16 protein-coding genes and 1 riboswitch are annotated in these 19,129 nt (G+C 63.9%); of the genes, 10 read left to right on the forward strand and 6 right to left on the reverse strand.

Annotated elements, in window-relative coordinates; translation table 11 throughout:
• The 4 genes from VIQ49_RS04150 to VIQ49_RS04165 form a co-directional block, all read right to left on the reverse strand.
• Window positions 1-1,775 (reverse strand): DUF222 domain-containing protein (locus VIQ49_RS04150; protein ID WP_331881115.1); only part of this gene is annotated, 1,775 nt, incomplete at its 3' end.
• A 386-nt stretch (window positions 1,776-2,161) separates the two neighbouring features.
• On the reverse strand, window positions 2,162-3,592 hold the full coding sequence (locus VIQ49_RS04155) for a FadD3 family acyl-CoA ligase (RefSeq protein WP_331881118.1): 1,431 nt from the start codon (window positions 3,590-3,592) through the stop codon (window positions 2,162-2,164).
• Window positions 3,589-4,767, reverse strand: coding sequence for an amidohydrolase family protein (locus VIQ49_RS04160; protein WP_331881120.1), 1,179 nt, complete (start codon window positions 4,765-4,767; stop codon window positions 3,589-3,591). The genes VIQ49_RS04155 and VIQ49_RS04160 overlap by 4 nt, the downstream gene beginning before the upstream one ends.
• Before the next feature lie 38 nt (window positions 4,768-4,805).
• The gene (locus VIQ49_RS04165) at window positions 4,806-6,341 is read right to left on the reverse strand and encodes an AMP-binding protein (RefSeq protein ID WP_331881122.1); all 1,536 of its coding nucleotides are present in this window, start codon (window positions 6,339-6,341) and stop codon (window positions 4,806-4,808) included.
• Window positions 6,342-6,487: 146 nt separating this feature from the next.
• Here VIQ49_RS04165 and VIQ49_RS04170 point away from each other — a divergent pair, with 146 nt between their 5' ends.
• On the forward strand, window positions 6,488-7,204 hold the full coding sequence (locus VIQ49_RS04170) for an enoyl-CoA hydratase/isomerase family protein (RefSeq protein WP_331881124.1): 717 nt from the start codon (window positions 6,488-6,490) through the stop codon (window positions 7,202-7,204).
• Between the two features lie 133 nt (window positions 7,205-7,337).
• Window positions 7,338-7,958: a helix-turn-helix domain-containing protein gene (locus VIQ49_RS04175; protein WP_331881127.1), complete on the forward strand. Its 621-nt coding sequence runs from the start codon at window positions 7,338-7,340 to the stop codon at window positions 7,956-7,958.
• A 12-nt stretch (window positions 7,959-7,970) separates the two neighbouring features.
• On the opposite strand, the gene VIQ49_RS04180 is transcribed toward VIQ49_RS04175, so the two are convergent.
• Window positions 7,971-8,225 (reverse strand): hypothetical protein, encoded by a 255-nt coding sequence (locus VIQ49_RS04180; protein WP_331881129.1) that lies wholly within the window; start codon window positions 8,223-8,225, stop codon window positions 7,971-7,973.
• A gap of 137 nt (window positions 8,226-8,362) precedes the next feature.
• Here VIQ49_RS04180 and VIQ49_RS04185 point away from each other — a divergent pair, with 137 nt between their 5' ends.
• From VIQ49_RS04185 to VIQ49_RS04195, 3 genes are all read left to right on the forward strand, one after another.
• On the forward strand, window positions 8,363-10,897 hold the full coding sequence (locus VIQ49_RS04185; protein WP_331881132.1) for a sensor histidine kinase KdpD: 2,535 nt from the start codon (window positions 8,363-8,365) through the stop codon (window positions 10,895-10,897).
• Window positions 10,890-11,579, forward strand: a complete 690-nt coding sequence (locus VIQ49_RS04190; protein WP_331881135.1) for a response regulator — start codon at window positions 10,890-10,892, stop codon at window positions 11,577-11,579. The genes VIQ49_RS04185 and VIQ49_RS04190 overlap by 8 nt, the downstream gene beginning before the upstream one ends.
• Before the next feature lie 518 nt (window positions 11,580-12,097).
• The gene (locus tag VIQ49_RS04195; protein WP_331881137.1) at window positions 12,098-12,577 is read left to right on the forward strand and encodes a hypothetical protein; all 480 of its coding nucleotides are present in this window, start codon (window positions 12,098-12,100) and stop codon (window positions 12,575-12,577) included.
• A 118-nt stretch (window positions 12,578-12,695) separates the two neighbouring features.
• On the opposite strand, the gene VIQ49_RS04200 is transcribed toward VIQ49_RS04195, so the two are convergent.
• On the reverse strand, window positions 12,696-14,471 hold the full coding sequence (locus tag VIQ49_RS04200) for an acyl-CoA dehydrogenase (RefSeq protein ID WP_331881140.1): 1,776 nt from the start codon (window positions 14,469-14,471) through the stop codon (window positions 12,696-12,698).
• A gap of 171 nt (window positions 14,472-14,642) precedes the next feature.
• Here VIQ49_RS04200 and VIQ49_RS04205 point away from each other — a divergent pair, with 171 nt between their 5' ends.
• The 5 genes from VIQ49_RS04205 (at window position 14,643) to VIQ49_RS04225 (ending at window position 19,009) form a co-directional block, all read left to right on the forward strand.
• A complete protein-coding gene (locus VIQ49_RS04205) occupies window positions 14,643-15,224 on the forward strand; it encodes a TetR/AcrR family transcriptional regulator (protein WP_331881142.1) in 582 nt (193 codons plus the stop codon).
• Between the two features lie 13 nt (window positions 15,225-15,237).
• Window positions 15,238-15,421: riboswitch (cobalamin riboswitch) on the forward strand.
• Window positions 15,422-15,448: 27 nt separating this feature from the next.
• Window positions 15,449-16,438 carry an ABC transporter substrate-binding protein gene (locus tag VIQ49_RS04210; protein WP_331881145.1) on the forward strand — a complete coding sequence of 330 codons (990 nt, stop codon included), beginning with the start codon at window positions 15,449-15,451 and terminating at the stop codon, window positions 16,436-16,438.
• The gene (locus tag VIQ49_RS04215; protein ID WP_331881147.1) at window positions 16,435-17,493 is read left to right on the forward strand and encodes an iron ABC transporter permease; all 1,059 of its coding nucleotides are present in this window, start codon (window positions 16,435-16,437) and stop codon (window positions 17,491-17,493) included. The genes VIQ49_RS04210 and VIQ49_RS04215 overlap by 4 nt, the downstream gene beginning before the upstream one ends.
• Window positions 17,490-18,287 (forward strand): ABC transporter ATP-binding protein, encoded by a 798-nt coding sequence (locus tag VIQ49_RS04220; RefSeq protein WP_331881149.1) that lies wholly within the window; start codon window positions 17,490-17,492, stop codon window positions 18,285-18,287. The genes VIQ49_RS04215 and VIQ49_RS04220 overlap by 4 nt, the downstream gene beginning before the upstream one ends.
• Window positions 18,284-19,009 carry a (2Fe-2S) ferredoxin domain-containing protein gene (locus VIQ49_RS04225; protein WP_331881151.1) on the forward strand — a complete coding sequence of 242 codons (726 nt, stop codon included), beginning with the start codon at window positions 18,284-18,286 and terminating at the stop codon, window positions 19,007-19,009. The genes VIQ49_RS04220 and VIQ49_RS04225 overlap by 4 nt, the downstream gene beginning before the upstream one ends.
• The last annotated feature ends 120 nt before the right edge of the window (window positions 19,010-19,129 follow it).

The raw sequence follows: 19,129 nt of genomic DNA on the forward strand, positions 1-19,129 counted from the left end.
TCGTCGGCGGATTCTCGGCGTAGTCGGTTGCGGTGTCGTTCTTGTTGTCGGCGTTGATGTTTGGCAACGGTACGAGATCGGGGTGCGGTATCAGCGTGTGGTGTGCGTGTGCGTGTGCGGGTCGGTGGAGAGTTGTTGTCCCACACGATCTTGTGTAGGGCGGGGAACAGATCCTCGCCGGTCCAGGCCGGACCGTGGTATCTGCGACCTTCGGGTGTGATGACGATGGTTCGTGTGCGACCGTCACCGTCGATGTACTGGTCATCGAGCCAGTCCGAATGCGTTTTCACCATGTGATGGAAACGGCACAGGGCTTTCATCCCGGCCGGATGGGTGCGGCCACCGGCGGCGGGGTTGTGGTGGTTGTACTCGGTCGTGTGGTCCAGGTCCGCGTTCCAGGCAGGTGCGTCGCAGCCAGGCCAGGTGCAGTAGCAGTCACGGATCCGGATGAACGCATCAAGAACTGCCGAGGGACGGTAGTGGTCGCCGGGTTGCACCGCCGGTAGCGGAATCACCTGCACCACCGGTTCTGTGGCGCGCGCCCTGTCATCGGTGCCGATTCCGGTCAGTCGCGGATCCGGCGGGGCCGCCATCATGGCGGTCTTGTTCCGCGCAGTCTTCTTCCCCGCGCGGCGGGTCCTACGGTTGGGCGCCGGAGACTCGCGGGACGATGACTGTCGCTGCGAGAGAGCACCTTCGACACTCGCATCGGGTTCGGGTTCGGGTTCGGGTCCGGGTTCGGGTACGGCCTCCGGTTCGGGTTCTGGTTCTGGCACTGGTGCGGTGGTGTTGCCCATCGGGCGGGTGAGGGTGGTGTCCTGTTCGGTGAGGTCGCGGGCATGGTCGGCGCCGATGACGCCGTGGCCTTCGAGGTAGCCGGGTTGTTCGTTGTCGCCGTCGAGGGTGGATTGGTTGGCGATGGCGTGCAGCACGATCTTGGCGTCGATGCCCGAGAACATGCCGTCGGCGGGAACGGTGAGGATGGTTGCGGCGCAGGGATGGTCGTCGTCCTGGTCGCATTGGCAGGTGAACGCGCGGGCCATGGTGATCGCGAACAACGCATCGGACATGCGTTGGGGTTTGCGTCGCGGATCACGCCGACACGTCGAATCGGCCAACTTCTCCAACCGCGCCATGATCATCGCGGTGTGTTCGGCCGACAACACCGCGGTGAGTTCTCCCATCCCGTTCTGCTTGCCATCGGCCCACACACCACGGTTGTTGTGTGCGTCTTTGCGTTCTTCTCGCACCAGATCGGGATCGCGGCGGAAGATGGTGGCATCGACCATGTCCCGCATCGCCTTCTTCGACCACGACCCGCGCCGGCGGAGGTTCGCGGCGATCTCCCGATCGATGTCCGCGGCGTGATCGGTGCCTTCGATCAGATCGGTGCGCGAGACGATCGCCGCGATGTGGTGCGCGGCCACAACACCGTCTTTGAGAGCCAGCGCCACCTGGGGCAGGCGGTCACGCAACGCCAACGCGCACATCAGATGATGCTCAGCAAGAACCTGCGACAACCGTTGAGCAGCACCCAACCGAGCCGCACACTGGACGAAAGCGTCCTTGAGAAAATCTGAGGCCTGCACCTCGGCATCAAGCCGGCGATGCAACTCCGCAGCATGGGAGTACCGAACCCACTCCAGATAGCCTTGCCCGTCCATCGCACGCTCGACATCCCGCAAGATCTCATTGGGCCCCAACGACCCCGCAGGCCCGATCCCGGTCACCCGCTCGGCTTCTGAATCCGTCCCCCCGAACATACTTTCGATCATGCCACACACCTCCGACACGCCCGTGTGATGTATCGCGACATCGGTGACAGTTCCGCATCAGGACATCGGGGATGTCTCGATGGGGGGCCGAGTTACCTGATGCTGCTGCGAATCTGGTTGAGCATGCGTTTCACGATTAGTCGGTGTACCCCGGAACTGATGACCAATCGCCGATAGCCCCAGCCGAGGACGCCGGGAAATGTTGCATACGAACGGGCGCTGACCACCGAACCGCCCGGATCGTTGCTCACCGTGAAGATCAGTAGGTAGCGGGAGAAGTGATGGCGTCCGGACAGCGTGATGTGGTCACCTGGTACGCAACAGTCAACCGGTGTTCATCGATCAGGGGAAGATCAGTGTCCACCCGGTGTCCCTTCGTAGCCGTCTCAGCGCAGCAGGTCTTTGACGACTTTTCCGGTTGCGTTGGTTGGCAAATCGGTGAGGAACTCGATTGATCGGGGTACCTTGAAGCCGGCCATGCGGTCGCGGCTCCAGGCGATCAGATCAGCCTCGGACACAGCCTCTTTCGCCACCACGAAGGCCTTGCAGACCTCGCCGAGGCGTTCGTCGGGCACTCCGATGACCGCGACCTGTGCAACCGCGGGGTGCTCGAGCAGGAACCCTTCGATCTCGGCGGGGTAGGCGTTGAACCCGCCGACGATGAACATGTCTTTCTTGCGGCCGATGATGCGCAGACGGCCGCCCTCGTCGAGACTGCCGAGATCGCCGGTGTGAAGCCAGCCGTCGGAGTCGATGGCCTCGGCTGTGGCCACCGGGTCGTCGAGGTAGCCTTGCATGACGTTGTACCCGCGGATCAGGACCTCGTTGTCGTCGGCGATGCGCAATTCGATTCCACTGCAAGGTGTTCCGACGGTGGTGGCGATCTGCTCGAAGGTGTCTCCGGCACGCGACGCGGTGGCGGTGCCGCCTTCGCTCAGGCCGTAGCCGGTCATGATGGTCTCGAAAGGGAGGTCCCTTTTGATCCGCCGGATGAGTTCGACCGGGATGTCGGCCGAGCCGGTCACCGCCGCGCGCAGTGACGAGAGATCGCGGCTGCCGTCGTTTGCCGCGAGCAGCGACTGATACAGCGTCGGTGGGCCTGGAAGCATCGTGATCTTCTCTCGCTCAACCAGATCCAGAACCTGGTCGACGTCGAGCACCGGCACGGGCAGGATGGTGGCGCCGCGGATCATCGATGCGATCATGCCGGCCTTGTAGCCGAACATGTGGAAGAACGGGTTGACCACCAGATATCGGTCGCCTTCGCGGAGATCGGCGAGATCGCACCATTCGGAGAACAGCCGCAACGTCTGCCGGTGGTTCATCATGACGCCCTTGGGCCGTCCGGTGGTGCCGGAGGTGTACATGATGTCGGCGATGTCGTCGCCGCTCACTTCACACTCGAAAGGTTCACCGCTGGACAGGAAGTCAGATTTGAGGTCGATGACGGGCACACTGTCCGGGCCGCTGTATTCCGTGCCCAGGAAGCCCTGCTGGACCAGAAGCAGCTTCGCGCCGCTGCGGCGAACGATGTCCTCGGCCTCGCCGGCCTTGTAGCGGGTGTTCACCGGTACCAGCACTCCGCCTGCGGTCAGCAACCCGAAGACCGCGATGACCCATTCTGCCGAGTTCGGTGCCCAGATGGCGACCCGGTCGCCCTTGTCTATGCCCGCGGATGCAAAAGCTCCGGCCGCCTTCCGAACCCGTTGTGTGAGTTGACGGAAAGTCAGTCGGAGCGGTCCGTCGACGACCGCTTCGTTGTCACCGAAGCGATCGCCGACGGAAAGGACCATCTGCGGGATGGTCTCCCAGGTCATACCTTGAGCAACCTCGCCATGTTTCCGCCCATGACCAGCTTCTGATCCTCGAGAGGCAGGTGCTGGATGTGGCTGATGTACGTGGTCGGCTCGGCCAGTCCCTCGGGATGCGGGTAGTCCGATCCGAAGAGCACACGCTCGGCGCCGATGAGGGCGGTGAGCTTGCTGAAGTCTTCTTCCCAGAATGGGCTGACGTGGATGCTCTTCTTGATGGCGGCCACCGGATCCTGCATGCCGAAGCCCTCAGGAGCCTTCTTGTACACATCGCCCAGTGTCTGCAGCACGTGCGGCAACCAGCTGGCACCGTTCTCGATGACGGCGATGCGCAGCTCCGGGAAACGGAACAGTGCGCCGTGGCACACCCAGGAAGCAACTGTGTCCTGGATCGGACGCCATTCGCTGACCATGCGGAAAGTGTTGGTCACGAAGGGAAGCATTTCGTCGCTGGAGCCCTCCCAATCCTGGTTGTACCGGGCGTAGCCACTGTCGGACGAGTGCTGGGTGACCAGCACGTCGAGCTCGACAACGCGCTTCCAGAACGGGTCGAACTCGGGAAGGGCGAACGAGCGCAGACCCTTGTAGCCGGGGACCGGTGCGGGGCGGACCAGGATGGCCTTGGCGCCACGCTCGACACACCACTCGAGTTCCTTGATGGCCTCTTCGACGATCGGCAAACTGATCACCGGGACGGTGAAGATGCGGTCCTCGTAGTTGAAACCCCATGTCTCGTAGAGCCACTGGTTGAGGGAGTGGACCACCGCGTGGATGAGTTCCGGGTTGTCGCGCATGCGCTCCTCGATGAGGCTGGCGAGCGTGGGGAACATCAGGGTGCGGTCGATCTGCAGCTCATCCATGAGCTTGAGGCGGGCAGCAGGCTCGCGGAAGGCGGCCGGTGCCTTGATCGGCTTGCCGAAGATCTCGCGCTTGCTCTTGCCTTCGGGGTTGCCGTTCTTGAAGTAATCCTCCATGGCACCCGGGCGCGCGACGACGTCGAACGTCGGGTTGGGGATGTATTCGCTGATCTGGCCGCGGATGGCGATCTTCGTGCGGCCATTGACCTGGACGTACTGGATCGCATTCTTGTACTTCTCCGGAAGGAACTTGGTCAGTGCTTCCTGGGTCTCGTACAGGTGGTTGTCCGCGTCGAACAACGGATACGGCAATGCTTCGGGCATGAGATCCTCCATTTCCTTTAGTGAGAACCATATTCTCTTTACGCGGATGTCGCAATATCCTTGCGCACTTGAAACTTCTGAACTTTTCCGCTGGCCGTCCGCGGGAACTCGTCGGTCTGATGCAACTCCTCGGGCCACTTCTGTTTGGCCAGGCCGATCCGGTCGCAGTGTGCCCTCACTTCGTCCATGGTCGGCATGGAATGACCGGACTTGAGTCGAAGGACCCCGGCGGCGTGTTCGCCGAGGCGGGCATCGGGGGCGGCAACCACCACTGCTTCGGCGACGGCCGGAAGGCCCATCAGCACCTCTTCGACCTCGAGTGCGCTGATGTTCTCACCGCCGCGAATGATGAAGTCCGCCTTGCGATCTGTGATGGTGAGATAGCCGTCTTCGTCGATCACGCCGACGTCGCCGGTGCGATACCAGCCGTCGGCGTCGAAGCTCCGTTCGGTTAGCTCCGGGTCGGTGTAGCCGATGCAGAGGTCGGGCCCGCGACTGAAGATCTCACCGTCCTCACCGAGTCGGACTTCGACGCCCGGCAGCGGATTCCCGTCGGTGAACAGGCGCTTGTCCGCAGGTGCGTCGTACATCGAACCGACGATCGAGGGATGTTCGGTGCTGCCGTACGAGCGGAAGACCGTGATACCGAGGTCGTCGAGTCGCTTGGTGATCGCGGCCGGCACCGACGAACCGCCTAGGCCCGCGTACCTCATGAAGGGCAGGTGCTCGTCGGTGAAGTCCGGGTGGTCGATCAGGCTCGTCACGAAGTATGTGGCGCCGCCGCCCACCGTCAGCCCGTCGGACTTCATCAAGGCCATCGCCTGCGCGGGATCCCAGGCGTCGGTGAGGTTGATGGGTGTTCCGTCGAGGACGGGGATGAGGAAGGCGTTGACCATCCCGATGAAATGGCCGACGGGCGCGGCAGTGAGCTGGCTACCACGATCAGGCGGATACAGGCCGCTGAGCTGGCGTGTTTCGTGCCCCAGCGTCCGGTGGCTGTGGATCACGCCCTTCGGAGAACTGGTGGTTCCCGAGGTGAAGGCGATCAGCGCCGGCAGTGCGGCGTCGGTCTCGATGATCCCGGACATCGGCTTGTCGGCGAGGAGGTTGTCGAAGTCGCGGCCGACCACACCGACGATCGGAACGTCGGCGCTGAGTTCGGGTGAATACTCGAGGCGACCGAACTTTTCCGCGGAGATGAACACCTTCGGCTTGATCGCGCCGAGGATGTAACCGACCTCTTTGTGTCCATAGAAATGAACGATCGGCACAACCGTGGCGCCGAGGAACGACGACGCCCAGAACGTAGCGGCGGCCTCCATCCAGTTGGGGAGCTGGAAAGCGACGATGTCGCCGGGGCCTACGCCGCGTTCCCGCAGGCCGGCAGCAAGTCGTCGGGCGACGAGTTCGACGTCCGAGAAGGTGCCTGACCAGGGGCGGATCGACGAATGGATGCGGAACTGGGCGTCGGGTGCGGCGGCCAGGCCTGCTGCCAGCAGGTCGCCGATCGTCTCGTCGGTCCACCAACCCTGCTGCTCGTATCTGGCGACCAGGTCGGCGGGGATGGATCGCATGTCGGCTACTCCAATACAGCTCTGGTTCCGGACCGGAGCCGGACGCGACGGCCGGGGGACGACCACCGATCGGGCGGCGATCGGTTTGTCCGATGATGATATTCTCACAACTGAAGAATGCCAATCTCATTGATGGAGAATCTCCCATGGTTGAACTTGAGCTCGACGACGGCCTGGCGGTCATCACGATCAATCGCCCCGAGGCCCGGAACGCCATTGCGCCCGAGACCATGGATCAGCTCGAGACCGCGCTCGATGAGGCCAAGGGTGCTCAGGCACTGGTCATCACCGGCGGTGGCGACAAGGCCTTTGTGTCCGGTGGAGACCTGAAACAACTCAGCGCGCTGCGCACGATCGAGGAAGCCGAGGCGATGGCCCGCCGGATGCGCGGGATCTGCGATCAGATCGCGGCATTCCCGGCGCCGGTCATCGCGGCATTGAACGGGCACGCACTCGGCGGTGGGGCCGAGGTGGCCGTGGCAGCCGACATCCGGATCGCCGCCGACGACATCAAGATCGGCTTCAACCAGGTCACGCTGGCGATCATGCCGGCGTGGGGTGGAGCCGAGCGGCTCGCCGCGCTGGTGGGCAAGAGCCGGGCATTGTTGCTGGCCGGTGGTGGCGCGCTCCTCGGCGCCGAGGAAGCCGAGCGGCTCGGACTGGTCGACCGGGTTCTGCCCCGCGCGTCGTTCGACGAGGGCTGGAAGGTCGTCGCCAGGTCATTGGCCAACAATTCGTCGGGTGACATCAAGCGGGTCATCGGAGGCGCAACCCCCGATGAGGCGGTTGCCGCGTTCGCGCGGCTGTGGGTGGCCGACGAGCACTGGGCGGCGGCGGATCGGGTGATGAACCGCAAGCGCTGACTCGTCATGTGACGACAGGTTCGTGACCCGCTGCTAGGCAATTGCACAGCATCGGCCATGATTGGCGGCAACGGCGCGCTAACATGTCGTGAGCCAAAGTGGCTGCTGTCAACCGATGCGGAGGTCGAACCCGATGGCAACGCCCCGCAGGCTGGGTGCCCCGGACGCCAAGAATCGTGCGGTGCTGCTCGCTGCCGCAGAGCGTCTGATGTTGGAGAGCGGCTACGCCGCGGTGAGCTCGCGCCGGGTCGCCGACGAGGCGGGCCTCAAACCTCAGCTCGTCCACTACTACTTCCGCACCATGGACGAGCTGTTCCTGGAGCTGTTCCGTCGTCGGGCCGAGCAGGGGCTCGAGGTGCAGGCGTTGGCACTGAAATCAGACCAGCCGTTGTGGGCGCTGTGGGTCTTCAGCACAGACCCGGCGGGCGCGATCTTCACGATGGAATTCATCGCGCTGTCGAACCATCGCAAAGAACTCCGGGTGGAGATCGCGCGGATCTCCGAACAGTTCCGAACCGAGGCCAGCGCCGGAATAGAAGAAGTCCTGCGACGCTACGGGGTCGATCTCGAACAGATGCCGGCAGTTGCGGCAATTGTGCTGATGACCAGCATCTCACGTGTCGTGGTCATGGAGGAGACCCTCGGCGTCCGAGAAGGGCACGCCGAGATGATCAAGGTGGTCGAAGACTATCTCCGCGAACTCGAGGGTGAGCCCGGTCCCGAGCTCGCAGAGGTCCTGCGGCAACGTCGGTGACGGTGCGGCCGGTCAGCCGAGTGCTGTGAGGCTGTCTTCGTCGACGAACACGAGGCTGCCGTCGTTCAGCATGACGGCAAAGCGCTTCGGGCTGACCTGGAGACCATCGCCCAGGTCGACTGTGGCCTCGGGGAGTACTCCGAAGTCCTCGACGATCGTGCCCTCGCGGGTGTTGTCGTCTGCGGTGACATTGACCGAAGTTCCGACGCTGAATGCGTCAGTTGCTGCGGGAGCAGCCTTCTCGGCAGTCGATTGTTTATTTCGCATGCATACATTAGATCAGTAGATTGCCGGTTGTGGTCCGTCAGAGTTGCTGAACTGAATGTTCGGTGTCGCGAAAACCGGAATGAACAACGTGTATTTTGTGGGCGCCGCGGGCCCGGACTGCGACTAAGATCGCTGCGGTGACCGTCAGTGCAGAGGTCAGGGGACGACTCGAGGTATTCCTCGGCTGTGCTCCTGGCGTGGGCAAGACCTATGAGATGTTGGCCCAAGCCCACGCGCTGAAGGCCGACGGTGTCGACGTCGTGGTCGGGGTGGTCGAAACCCACGGCAGGTCGGCGACCGCTGCGATGATCGACGGTCTCGAGGTCATCGACCGCATCGAGTTCGACTATCGCGGCACCGTGATGGACGAGATGGATCTCGATACCCTCCTCCAGCGCCGACCCCAGGTGGTCCTGGTGGACGAACTTGCCCACACCAACGCCACGGGTTCGCGGAATCCGAAGCGCTGGCGGGACGTCGACGAATTGCGTGACGCGGGCATCGATGTGATGTCCACGATCAACATCCAGCACCTGGAAAGTCTCAACGACGTGGTCAAGGAGATCACCGGAATCGTCCAGCGCGAAACGGTGCCCGACGACGTGGTGCGTTCCGCCGACGAGATCGAACTGGTGGACATCGCGCCCCAGGCTCTGCGCCAACGACTTTCGGCGGGCAAGGTCTATCCGGGAGATCGGGTGGGTGGTGCGCTCTCCAACTACTTCCGGCAGGGAAACCTCACGGCGCTCCGCGAGTTGGCCCTGTTGTGGCTGGCCGATCAGGTCGACGACAATCTCGCCGACTACCGCGCCGCCCACGAGATCACGGACACCTGGGAGGCACGGGAACGAGTGGTGGTCGCGATCACCGGCGGTCCGGAGTCGGCAACGCTGCTGCGGCGGGCAAGTCGGATCGCCTCGCGTTCGAGTGCCGAACTCGTTGTGGTCCACATCGTTCGCGATGACGGGCTGACCGATCCGGCAACGGTGAACCTGGCCAAACTCACCGAACTGGCCAAGGGGTTCGGGGCACAGATGCACTCCATCGTCGGCGACGACGTTCCCGCCACACTGCTCGAGTTCGCTCGCGGCGTCAACGCGACACAACTGGTCCTGGGCACGTCGAGGCGTTCCCGGTGGCAGCGGATCCTGGACGAAGGTGTCGGCTCTGCCGTCGTGCGGCAGTCGGGCAAGATAGATGTCCACATGGTCACCCACGAGGAGACCAAGGCCCGCAACGTCCTCGACATTCGCAACACCCGCCTGCATCGTCCGCTCAGCTGGGTCTTCGCCGTGATCGTTCCGATGGCGGCGGCGGGCATCCTGGTGGTGCTCGATCGGTGGCTGGGTTTCGCCAGTCAGACGGCGCTGTTCTTCATGGTTGTCCTGGCGGTGTCGATGCTCGGCGGGATCGGTCCCGCGGCGTTGTCGGCAATCGTCTCGGGACTGCTCCTGAACTTTCTCTTCACCACGCCCCGATACACCTTCACCATCAACGAAACCGACAACGCGGTCACCATCATCGTGATGTTGATGATCGCGATAGCTGTTGCCGTGTTGGTGGATTCAGCGACCGTTCGACGTGTGCAGGCACAGCGGGCCGGCCGGGACGCCGAACTGCTGGCCCTTTTCGCGGGGGCAGTGCTGAGCGGTGAAGATCTCGAAGGGTTGCTGCGGATCGTGCAGACGACCTACGACCAGGCCGCGGTGTCGGTGGTCCGGATCGCGAACCGCGAACCGAACGTCATCGAGGGTTCGGTCGGGGAGGACCCGCCCGTGGATGCCGAACATGCGGACACGGTCTGCGAGGTACCCGGAGGCGCCTTCGCGATGCTGCTGCGGGGACCCAAACTCGGTGGCCGCGACCGTCGGGTGCTGGTCGCCGTGGCCAATCAGGCCGCGGGTGTCGTCCAACGAAAAAAGCTGGCCTCCCAGGCTGCCGAGGCGCGGGCACTGGCGGAAACGGATCAGTTGAGACGGGCGCTGTTGTCTGCGGTCAGCCACGATCTGCGGACGCCGCTGGCCGCGGTGAAGGCGTCGGTGTCGAGCCTGCGGGGGACCGAAGTCGTGTTCTCTCCGCAAGACACGGCGGAGTTGCTGGCGACCATCGAAGAATCCACCGATCATCTGACGGCGTTGGTGGGCAACCTCCTCGATTCGTCTCGGTTGGCCGCCGGGGTGGTGCGCCCGGAACTCCAGATGGTGTACCTGAACGAGGTGGTCAGCAATGCGACCGTGGGGATCGCGAGGTTCGATCCGGTTGCCGCAGAGCGCGTCGAGGTCGACATCGATCCGGTCCTCCTCTACGCCGACGCGGGCCTACTGGAGCGCGTTCTCGCGAATCTCATCGACAACGCGCTTCGGCACAGCGGCGACGCGACACCCGTGCAGGTGCGGGGCCGGCTCACCGCCGACGATCCGCCGCGTTGTTCCATCTCGGTGGTCGACCACGGTCCCGGTGTCCCGGTTGATGCGCGGCCGAAGATGTTCTCCGCCTTCCAACGTCTGGGGGATCACGACACCGTCGACGGGGTCGGTCTGGGCCTGTCGGTCGCCCAGGGTTTCGTGCAGGCGATGAACGGGGTCATCAGTCCGTCGTCGTCGCCCGGTGGAGGTCTGACGATGACGTTCGAGCTGCCCCTCGGCCCGCCGGCGGGGGAATCCGATGTCTGACAAGACGCGGGTACTCGTCGTCGATGACGAGCCGCAGATACTGCGCGCGCTGCGGATCAACCTGAATGCGCGGGGCTTCGAGGTGACCACCGCGTCGACCGGTGCAGGCGCGCTGACGGCGGCCGGCAAGACGAACCCGCACGTCATCGTTCTCGACCTCGGGCTTCCGGACATCGACGGGTTCACCGTGCTGGCCGGACTACGTGGGTGGACCAATGTGCCGGTGATCGTGCTCTCGGCGCGTGTCGATTCGTCGGACAAAGTCCAGGCACTCGATGCCGGTGCCGACGACTATGTGACGAAGCCGTTCGGGATGGAGGAGTTCCTGGCCCGGTTGCGGGCTGCAGTGCGGCGCGGGGCCGCCGGAACCGACGACGCATCGCCGGTGGTCCATACCGACGCCTTTACCGTGGATCTGCAGGCCAAGCAGGTGACCCGCGACGGTGAGCCGGTGCATCTGACTCCGACCGAGTGGGGCGTGCTCGAGATGCTTGTGCGCAACGAGGGAAAACTCGTGAGCCGGCGCGACATCCTCGATCACGTGTGGGGCCCGGCGTACGGCGGCCAGTCCAACTATCTGCGCGTGTACCTCGCGAGCTTGAGGCGCAAGCTCGAACCGGATCCGACGCGTCCGCGTCATTTAATGACCGAGGCGGGCATGGGTTATCGCTTCATCGGATAGTTTTATTACATTCCGGCGCTTCTTTGTTGGTCGCAATTCCTTCTTGTCAATTCCTTTACCTGTCCAAAAGGTCAGGCGTGGCTTTAGTTGGTAATTGACTGGGGTTTCCTTCAGTTGCATGCGTTGTAACTTTGCGAGTGCTCGCTTTTGTAATGTCCGACCGATCGTCGGTTGTTGATTTTCTAAAGTTTCTGCGTGCAGTGGGAAGCGCAGGTGGCTCACGTGTTCGTACTACACCGCAGGTCAGCGCGCGTCATGCCGTAACTTGAGGGATCGGCACTGCTGGTTTGCCAGAATTATTTCCCCCCTGGGAGTTTTGCCCGAAGGGGCAGACTTTCAATTCGTTTGGTGGAGTTTCGTGCCAGATTCGAGTTGTTGTGGCGCGGGCGAGATCGTTTTGTGGCTAGGATCAAAGTGCTCGAGCGAAGAAGGGGCGACGATGGCGGCCAGTCGGCATGGTAAACCTCAACTTGTTATCGAACGCGGGAGCAAATTGTCACAGAGAACGGGTGGACGCCATGCAGCAATCAGGAGCTGAAACGACAACGTTGCTCGCCGCTTTGCGGCGCTGGCAGGACACGGAATGCACGGACGGCGTCTACTGGTGTGCGGCGTGGCTGTACTCCTGTGGGGATGCACTCGCCAATGACCTCCTCGACAACCTTGCGCGGGACGAGACCATGGAAGATCTCGACGTCGCCGAGGCGCTGCGCCGATTGACGCGCTACCGATTCGATGACCTGGTCGAGTGGTGCCTGCAGACGGTCACGCGGCTCGACGGCTCGTTGACCACGGATCCGGGCCGGTGGCTTCCCGAACTGATCCGCACTCTCGACGACGGTTTCCTGACTCTGAACGCAGCGCTGCATCGGGTGGTGCTCGCCGACATGTGGCTGATGACCTGCTCTGATGACACCCTGATCCAGAATTCGCACGCGATCGGTGCATACCAGGCCAAACGGCAGTCCTTGCTCGCCGCCGCGGCGCAGCGCAACTGATCGGGCGAAACCGATCGCTCGTACCAACATTGTGTACACGGCGATGACCGGTGGGACCGGCGCGGCAGCCGACCAGGCCTGATCCGACCAGAGGTCTACTGCCCGGGTTGCACGGTCCCTAGAACCATTCGGCCGCAGTGTCGAGCGTGGTGCGGTCAAGAGAAGCGAGCAGATCGAACTGCGGGCCGGTGCGGGGCAGTTCGTAGCGGAAGAAGTACTTGGCCGCTGCGCGTTTGCCGTCATAGAAGTCGCCGCTGTTCTCACCTGCGGCGATGAGCTGTTCGAGCCAGATCCAGGCCATGACAACGTGCCCACAGGCTTCCAGATAGACCGATGCGTTCGCGAGGGTGACGTTGGCATCCCCGGCCGACCAGAGTTGCCCGGTCACCTCCACGAGTCGGTCGAGGGCCGTGCGCAGAGCAGTCGCGGATTCCGCCTCTGCGTCACCGGCACGATCGATGGTCGCGGAGATCGTCTCGGTGAGAAGTCGCAGACCGAGGCCATCACGCATGATGACCTTGCGTCCCAACAGGTCCAGTCCGTGAATGGCGTGGGTGCCTTCGTGGATCGGATTCAGCCGGTTGTCGCGGTAGAACTGCTCGACGTCGAACTCTTTGGTGTAGCCGTACCCACCGTGCACCTGGATCGCCAGACTGTTCGCCTCCAGGCACCACTGCGACGGCCAGCTCTTCGCGATCGGGGTCAGGACGTCGAGGAGTAGTTCGATGCGAGCAGCCGTCTCGGGACTGTCGGCGGTCTGCTGCTCGTCCACCAGCTTCGAGCAGTAGAGGCCCAGCGCCAAAGCGCCTTCGACATAAGATTTCTGGGCCAGCAGCATGCGCTTCACATCGGCGTGTTCGATGATGGCGACGGGCGGCGCACTGGGATCCTTGGCCGCGACCGGGCGGCCCTGGGTGCGGGTCTTGGCATACTCCACCGACTGCAGGTAGCCGGCGTAGCCGAGCGACGTCGCGAGGAATCCGACTCCGATCCGGGCCTCGTTCATCATGTGGAACATGTAGTTCAGGCCGCGATGCACCTCGCCGACGAGGTAGCCGACGGCACCCTGCTCAGGTGCGGGTCGATGATTGCCCTCACCGAAGTTGAGCAGGGTATTGGTGGTGCCGCGGTTGCCCATCTTGTGGTTCAGGCCCACCAGCGAGACGTCGTTGCGGGTCCCGTCGGCGAGAATCTTGGGCACGATGAACAGGGAGATCCCCTTGACACCGGGGCCACCGCCGGGCGCCTTGGCCAGTACGAGATGCACGATGTTCTCGGACAATTCGTGATCCCCGCCGGAGATCCACATCTTCGTGCCGGTGATGCGGTAGCTGCCGTCGCCGGCCGGCTCCGCTTTGGTGGTGATGTCCGCCAAGGACGATCCGGCCTGGGGCTCGGACAGGCACATGGTGCCGAAGAACCGGCCTTCGAGCATCGGGCGGACCCACGTGTCGATCTGGTCGGCAGTGCCGTACTCCACCAGCAGATTGGCGTTGGCGATGGTGAGGAACGGGTATGACGACGTCGAGGCGTTGGCCGCCTGGAACCAGGCCATGGCCGCGCGCGCGACCACCGTCGGCAACTGCATCCCACCGATCGATTCGTCGAACTGTGCAGCGACGATTCCGGCCTTGCCGAACTCATCGAGTGCGGCACCGACCTCCTCGATCATCACGACTTTGCCGTCGGAATCCATCCGCGGCTCGTTCTGATCGGCCTTCTTGTTGTGCGGGGCGAAGCGTTTGATCGCGATGTCGGCGCACAGGTCGATGACCCCGTCGAACGTTTCGCGCGAGTGTTCGGCGTACCGCTCGCGGGACGTCAGCGCTGCGACGTCGAGCCATTCGTAGAGCAGGAAGTCGAGGTCGCGCCGGGACAGTGGGCTCGTGGCCATGAAAGCTCCTATGGACGTATGGGGCGGTCAGATGGAGTGGTCGCCGCGGACCTTCCATCGCGCCGGCCGCAGCCGGGCCAGACATAAGCATTCGCTCATTTTATGAGCACTTGCTTATAATGCACTGTCATCGAAATCCAGTCAACGTCAGTCTGCGCCGAGGGAGCCGAAGTGACCACGAAGACCTCCGACTCGGTTGCGGCAGAACGTATCCGGCGGGCAGCGGTAGAGGCCTTCGCCGAGTCCGGGTACGGCGGCACGTCCACCAGGGAGATCACGAAACGACTCGGCATGAGTGCCACCGCGATGTATCCGCACTACCGGTCGAAGGAAGAACTACTCTTCACCATCAGTCTCGAAGGCCACCAGAGTGCTCTTGTGGCCCTGCAGTCGGCGGACGACCCCACCGCCGGCCATCTCGAACGCCTGCGCAGTGTGGTCGCGGCCTTCACGCTGTGGCAGGCCGAGCAACGGCAGCTCGCCCGCGTCGTGCAGTACGAACTGAACGCGCTGAGCCCGGCGCATTACAAGGCGATCGCAGCCATCCGGCGCGACACCACCGATGTGATCACCGCGATCGTCGAAGGCGGCAAGAAGTCCGGAGACTTCACCATCGGCAAACCCGACGACGTGGTGCTGGCTATCTCATCACTCTGTGTGGACGTGTGTCGTTGGTTCCCGTCAACCAGTCATCGCGATCCGGAGATATTGGCACAGACCTACGCGGACATCGCACAGAAGCTGGTCGGCTGAGGTCGTGAACTATGCTTCCTACCGGTGTCACGGTGTACGGGAAGTCGGTGAGAATCCGGCGCGGTACTCGCCACTGTTGAGCAGGTACGGCGATCACACGGGGTAAAACCCAGTCACTGGACGTGACAAGTCTGGGAAGGCGTGGTCGCCGGGTATCCCTGCCGAGCCAGGAGACCGGCCGAGACACCGCCTGCACATCCACGAGTCATGGAAGGCGGGTCGCCTTGAGCACCCCAAAATATCGGTATGCGGTCGCCCTGACCGCAGTCGCTGCCCTCACCCTCACCGCGTGCGGTGGGTCGAGCAACGACAGCAGCGAGAGCAGCAGCGAGGCCGGGGCCATCTCGCTGCAGAACTGCGGAACCACGGTCACCCTCGACGGCCCGGCCCAGAGGGCGGTCACCCTCAACCAAGGCGCCACCGAATCCGCATTGTCGATCGGCGCCGAAGGCCAGATGGTCGGCACGGCCTACCTCGACGACGCCATCGCGCCGCAGTGGCAGCAGGCCTACGACTCGGTCCTAGTGCTCGACGAGTCCGACTACCCGAGCCGCGAAGCGCTCCTCGAAACCAAGCCGGACCTCGTGCTCTCGTCGTACTCGAGTGCCTTTGATGACAAGGCGGTGGGCACCCGTGAGTCCTTCACCGACCTCGGTATCGCCACCTATATCTCGCCGTTCGGCTGCCCCGACAAGGCGACGCGACCTCCCGTCGCGTGGGATTCCATCGCCGGCGAGAACTCCGACTACGGCGTGATGTTCGGGCGTGAGGCCGAATCGGATACCGAGAATGACCAGATGAGCGAGACGCTTTCGGGTATCGAAGCTGCGAAGGCTGCGGGCGGTCAGTCCATCTTCTGGTACGACAGCGCCACGGACACACCGTTCGTCGGCGGAAACGGTGGCGGTCCGCAACTGATCATCGACGCGGTGGGCGGCACCAACATCTTCGCCGACCTCGACGGTGCGTGGGGCGACGGCAGTTGGGAGACGGTGCTACAGGCGGATCCGGCGTGGATCGTCCTCGCCGACGCTTCGTGGGACACAGCAGATGCGAAGAAGGATTACCTGCGCAACGATCCCGCGCTGCGTGACCTCACCGCCGTCCGCGAGGACAAGTTCATCGTCCTGCCCTTCTCGGAGAGCACACCCGGGCCGCGACTCATCGATGGCGCTCAATCGGTCTCCGATCAGCTCCGCGGCACAAAGGAATGACGGGGACGACTCGGGCACCGGCCCGGGTTCGGACCTCGACCGCCACCCTCTGGACGATCGGCCTCGCCGTACTGCTGGTGTTCAGCTGCGCGGCGGGGGTGGTGATCGGTGCCGCAGACCTGTCCATCGCCACGGTGTTCGAGGCGATCGCTGGTCGTCTGGGGGTCGGGGCGGGCACCGATGTGCTGACGACCCACATCGTCGTCGATCTGCGGTTGCCGCGCGTACTTGCGGCAGCTCTGGTCGGGGCCGGTCTGGCGTTGTGCGGCGCGGTGCTGCAGTCGCTGACGGGTAATCCACTGGCCGACCCGTACCTGCTCGGCATGTCCGGCGGTGCCTCGCTGGGGGCGGTGCTGGCGCTGACCGCCGGCGCGAGCACGGTCGGCGCGTTCGGTATCGGTACCACCGCGATGGCGGCGTTCGTCGCCGCGCTGGCGAGTCTGCTGCTGGTGTTCGCGATCGCCACCTCGCGCACCGGTGCGCTGGTGCCGGGCCGGTTGATCCTCGCCGGAATCGCCGTAGGTCAATTGGCGTCGGCGATCACCTCGGCGCTCGTGATTCTCGGCGATCGTGATGCGGCACAACAGGTGCTGCGCTGGACACTCGGTTCGGTTGCCGGCGTGCGCTGGGACGGGTTGGCGACACTGACGGTTGTCGTTCTGGCCACGGCGGCGGTGGTTCTCGCCCACTCCTGGGTGCTGGACTCGTTCGCCTTCGGTGAGCGCGCCGCGGCGAGCCTCGGCACCAACGTGGGGCGATCGCGATGGGTGCTCTACGGAGCCGCGTCTCTGTGTACTGCGGCCTTGGTGGCCCAGGTCGGCGTCGTCGGGTTCGTCGGGCTCGTGGTTCCCCATGCGGCGCGGACGCTCGTCGGCCCGCTGCACGCGAAGTTGCTACCGGTGGTGATTCTGGTCGGTGCGATACTCCTGGTGTGGGCCGACATCGTCGCGCGCAGCGTGCTGCCCGGAAGAGAACTGCCCATCAGCATCGTCACCGCGGTGGTGGGTGTTCCGGCCTTTGTCGTGATCATGCGACGTAAGGGTGCGCAGACGTGACGGAGATTCGCGCCGAGTCGGTCACCTGGAGCCGCAGCGGTACGACGATCCTCGATTCGGTCAGCTGCATCGCCCCGCGCGGGCAGATGACCGGGCTGATCGGACCGAACGGCTCAGGTAAGACGTCGTTGCTGTCGATCTTCGCGCGGCTGGAAAAGCCTGACAGTGGTTCGGTTTTCATCGACGATCGACCGACCACAGACTTTCGTCGCCGCGAGTTCGCCCGCAGCGTCGGACTGGTCGAACAGCATACTGACACCGAACTCGAACTGACCGTCGAGCAGATCGCGGAGTTGGGTGTGATCCCGCATCATGCCGGATGGGCCCGGAGCGCCACGGTCGGTGCCACCGAAGCGGTCCAGGCCGGCCTTGTCGCTGCCGGGATCGTCCATCTGAAAGACCGTGTGTGGCAGACATTGTCCGGCGGTGAAAAGCAAAAGGCCCAACTCGCGCGCGCATTCGCGCAACAGCCCGACTTGCTGCTGCTCGACGAGCCGACCAATCATCTCGACGTGAGGGCCACGCTCGATCTGATGGATGTGATCCGGACCCGTGAGATGACCATCGTCGCCGCCATGCATGATCTCAACCTTGCCGCGATGTACTGCGACCACCTCGTCGTGCTCAGCGCCGGACGCGTGGTCGCCGAAGGTCCACCGGAGACGGTGCTGACGGAGGAGTTGCTGGCAGACGTGTACGGCATCGACGCGATTGTCGCGCCCCATCCCCGAAGCGGAAGGCCCATGGTGATTCTCTGCGCACCGCAGCACTCGAGAACTGGAGCGGGGCAATGACTTCGGCTCGTTGGGTGCTGGTCACCGCGCCCAACGATCGCGGCAGCGAGCCGCGAGATGTGTTGGCGCCCGCCTTGGAGCGGCTCCGCAGGCGGCATCCCGGGATCGTCTTTCGGACCGCGGTACTCGGCGGCTCCGGCCCCACGGTGAGCGCGGGCCTCGATGCCGCGCTCGCAGCAGGCGCGCGCGAGGTGGTGATCGTCAACGGGCAGACCATGCCCGACCGAACGATGGAGTCCTGGTTCAAACGTGTTGTGGCCCATTGGGTTCGCGTGCACGACAGTGCGCCGGTCCCGCACATCCAGGTTGTGTCCGACCTCACCGGTTCTGACGGCTTCGCCGATCTGCTCGATGCGGCACTCGACTCCGGCGTACCGGCACGCTCCACCGCGGCGCCCATCATCAGTCCGCTGTGGGACGAGGTGCCCGGTTTCTCCCGCCACGTGTTGGTGTGTCGAGGTCCGCGATGTTCGGTCAACGGCGCCCCTGAGACCGCGGAGGCGCTGAGCAGCGAACTCGACTCCCGCAATATCAACGACGACGCTGTCCTGGTCACCCAGACCGGTTGCATGTTCCCGTGCTCGCAAGCTCCGGTGGTGGCGGTGTATCCGGACAACATCTGGTATCACCGACTGTCGGCGGACCGGGTGGCCCGTCTCGTCCGCGAGCACCTGGTCGAAGGTCGATCGATCACCGAATGGATTGGCGCACGGCGCGATTAACTGAGCAGATCTGCAATCCCGGCGCTCCGCGGCTCCAAAAACGAGGAGACCCTGATCAAGGTTTCCCCTGATCAGGGTCTCTCATGTGTCTCAACCAACACAGTCGGGGTGGCGGGATTC

The sequence above is a fragment of the Williamsia sp. genome (assembly GCF_036566845.1).
Lineage (GTDB): Bacteria > Actinomycetota > Actinomycetes > Mycobacteriales > Mycobacteriaceae > Williamsia.

Coding starts and splice junctions, on each gene's coding strand:
- VIQ49_RS04200 (WP_331881140.1), bottom strand. CDS start 14,471: ATGGCCACGAGCCCACTGTCCCGGCGCGACCTCGACTTCCTGCTCTAC.
- VIQ49_RS04215 (WP_331881147.1), top strand. CDS start 16,435: ATGACGGGGACGACTCGGGCACCGGCCCGGGTTCGGACCTCGACCGCC.
- VIQ49_RS04190 (WP_331881135.1), top strand. CDS start 10,890: ATGTCTGACAAGACGCGGGTACTCGTCGTCGATGACGAGCCGCAGATA.
- VIQ49_RS04180 (WP_331881129.1), bottom strand. CDS start 8,225: ATGCGAAATAAACAATCGACTGCCGAGAAGGCTGCTCCCGCAGCAACT.
- VIQ49_RS04165 (WP_331881122.1), bottom strand. CDS start 6,341: ATGCGATCCATCCCCGCCGACCTGGTCGCCAGATACGAGCAGCAGGGT.
- VIQ49_RS04195 (WP_331881137.1), top strand. CDS start 12,098: ATGCAGCAATCAGGAGCTGAAACGACAACGTTGCTCGCCGCTTTGCGG.
- VIQ49_RS04160 (WP_331881120.1), bottom strand. CDS start 4,767: ATGCCCGAAGCATTGCCGTATCCGTTGTTCGACGCGGACAACCACCTG.
- VIQ49_RS04155 (WP_331881118.1), bottom strand. CDS start 3,592: ATGACCTGGGAGACCATCCCGCAGATGGTCCTTTCCGTCGGCGATCGC.
- VIQ49_RS04170 (WP_331881124.1), top strand. CDS start 6,488: ATGGTTGAACTTGAGCTCGACGACGGCCTGGCGGTCATCACGATCAAT.
- VIQ49_RS04175 (WP_331881127.1), top strand. CDS start 7,338: ATGGCAACGCCCCGCAGGCTGGGTGCCCCGGACGCCAAGAATCGTGCG.
- VIQ49_RS04225 (WP_331881151.1), top strand. CDS start 18,284: ATGACTTCGGCTCGTTGGGTGCTGGTCACCGCGCCCAACGATCGCGGC.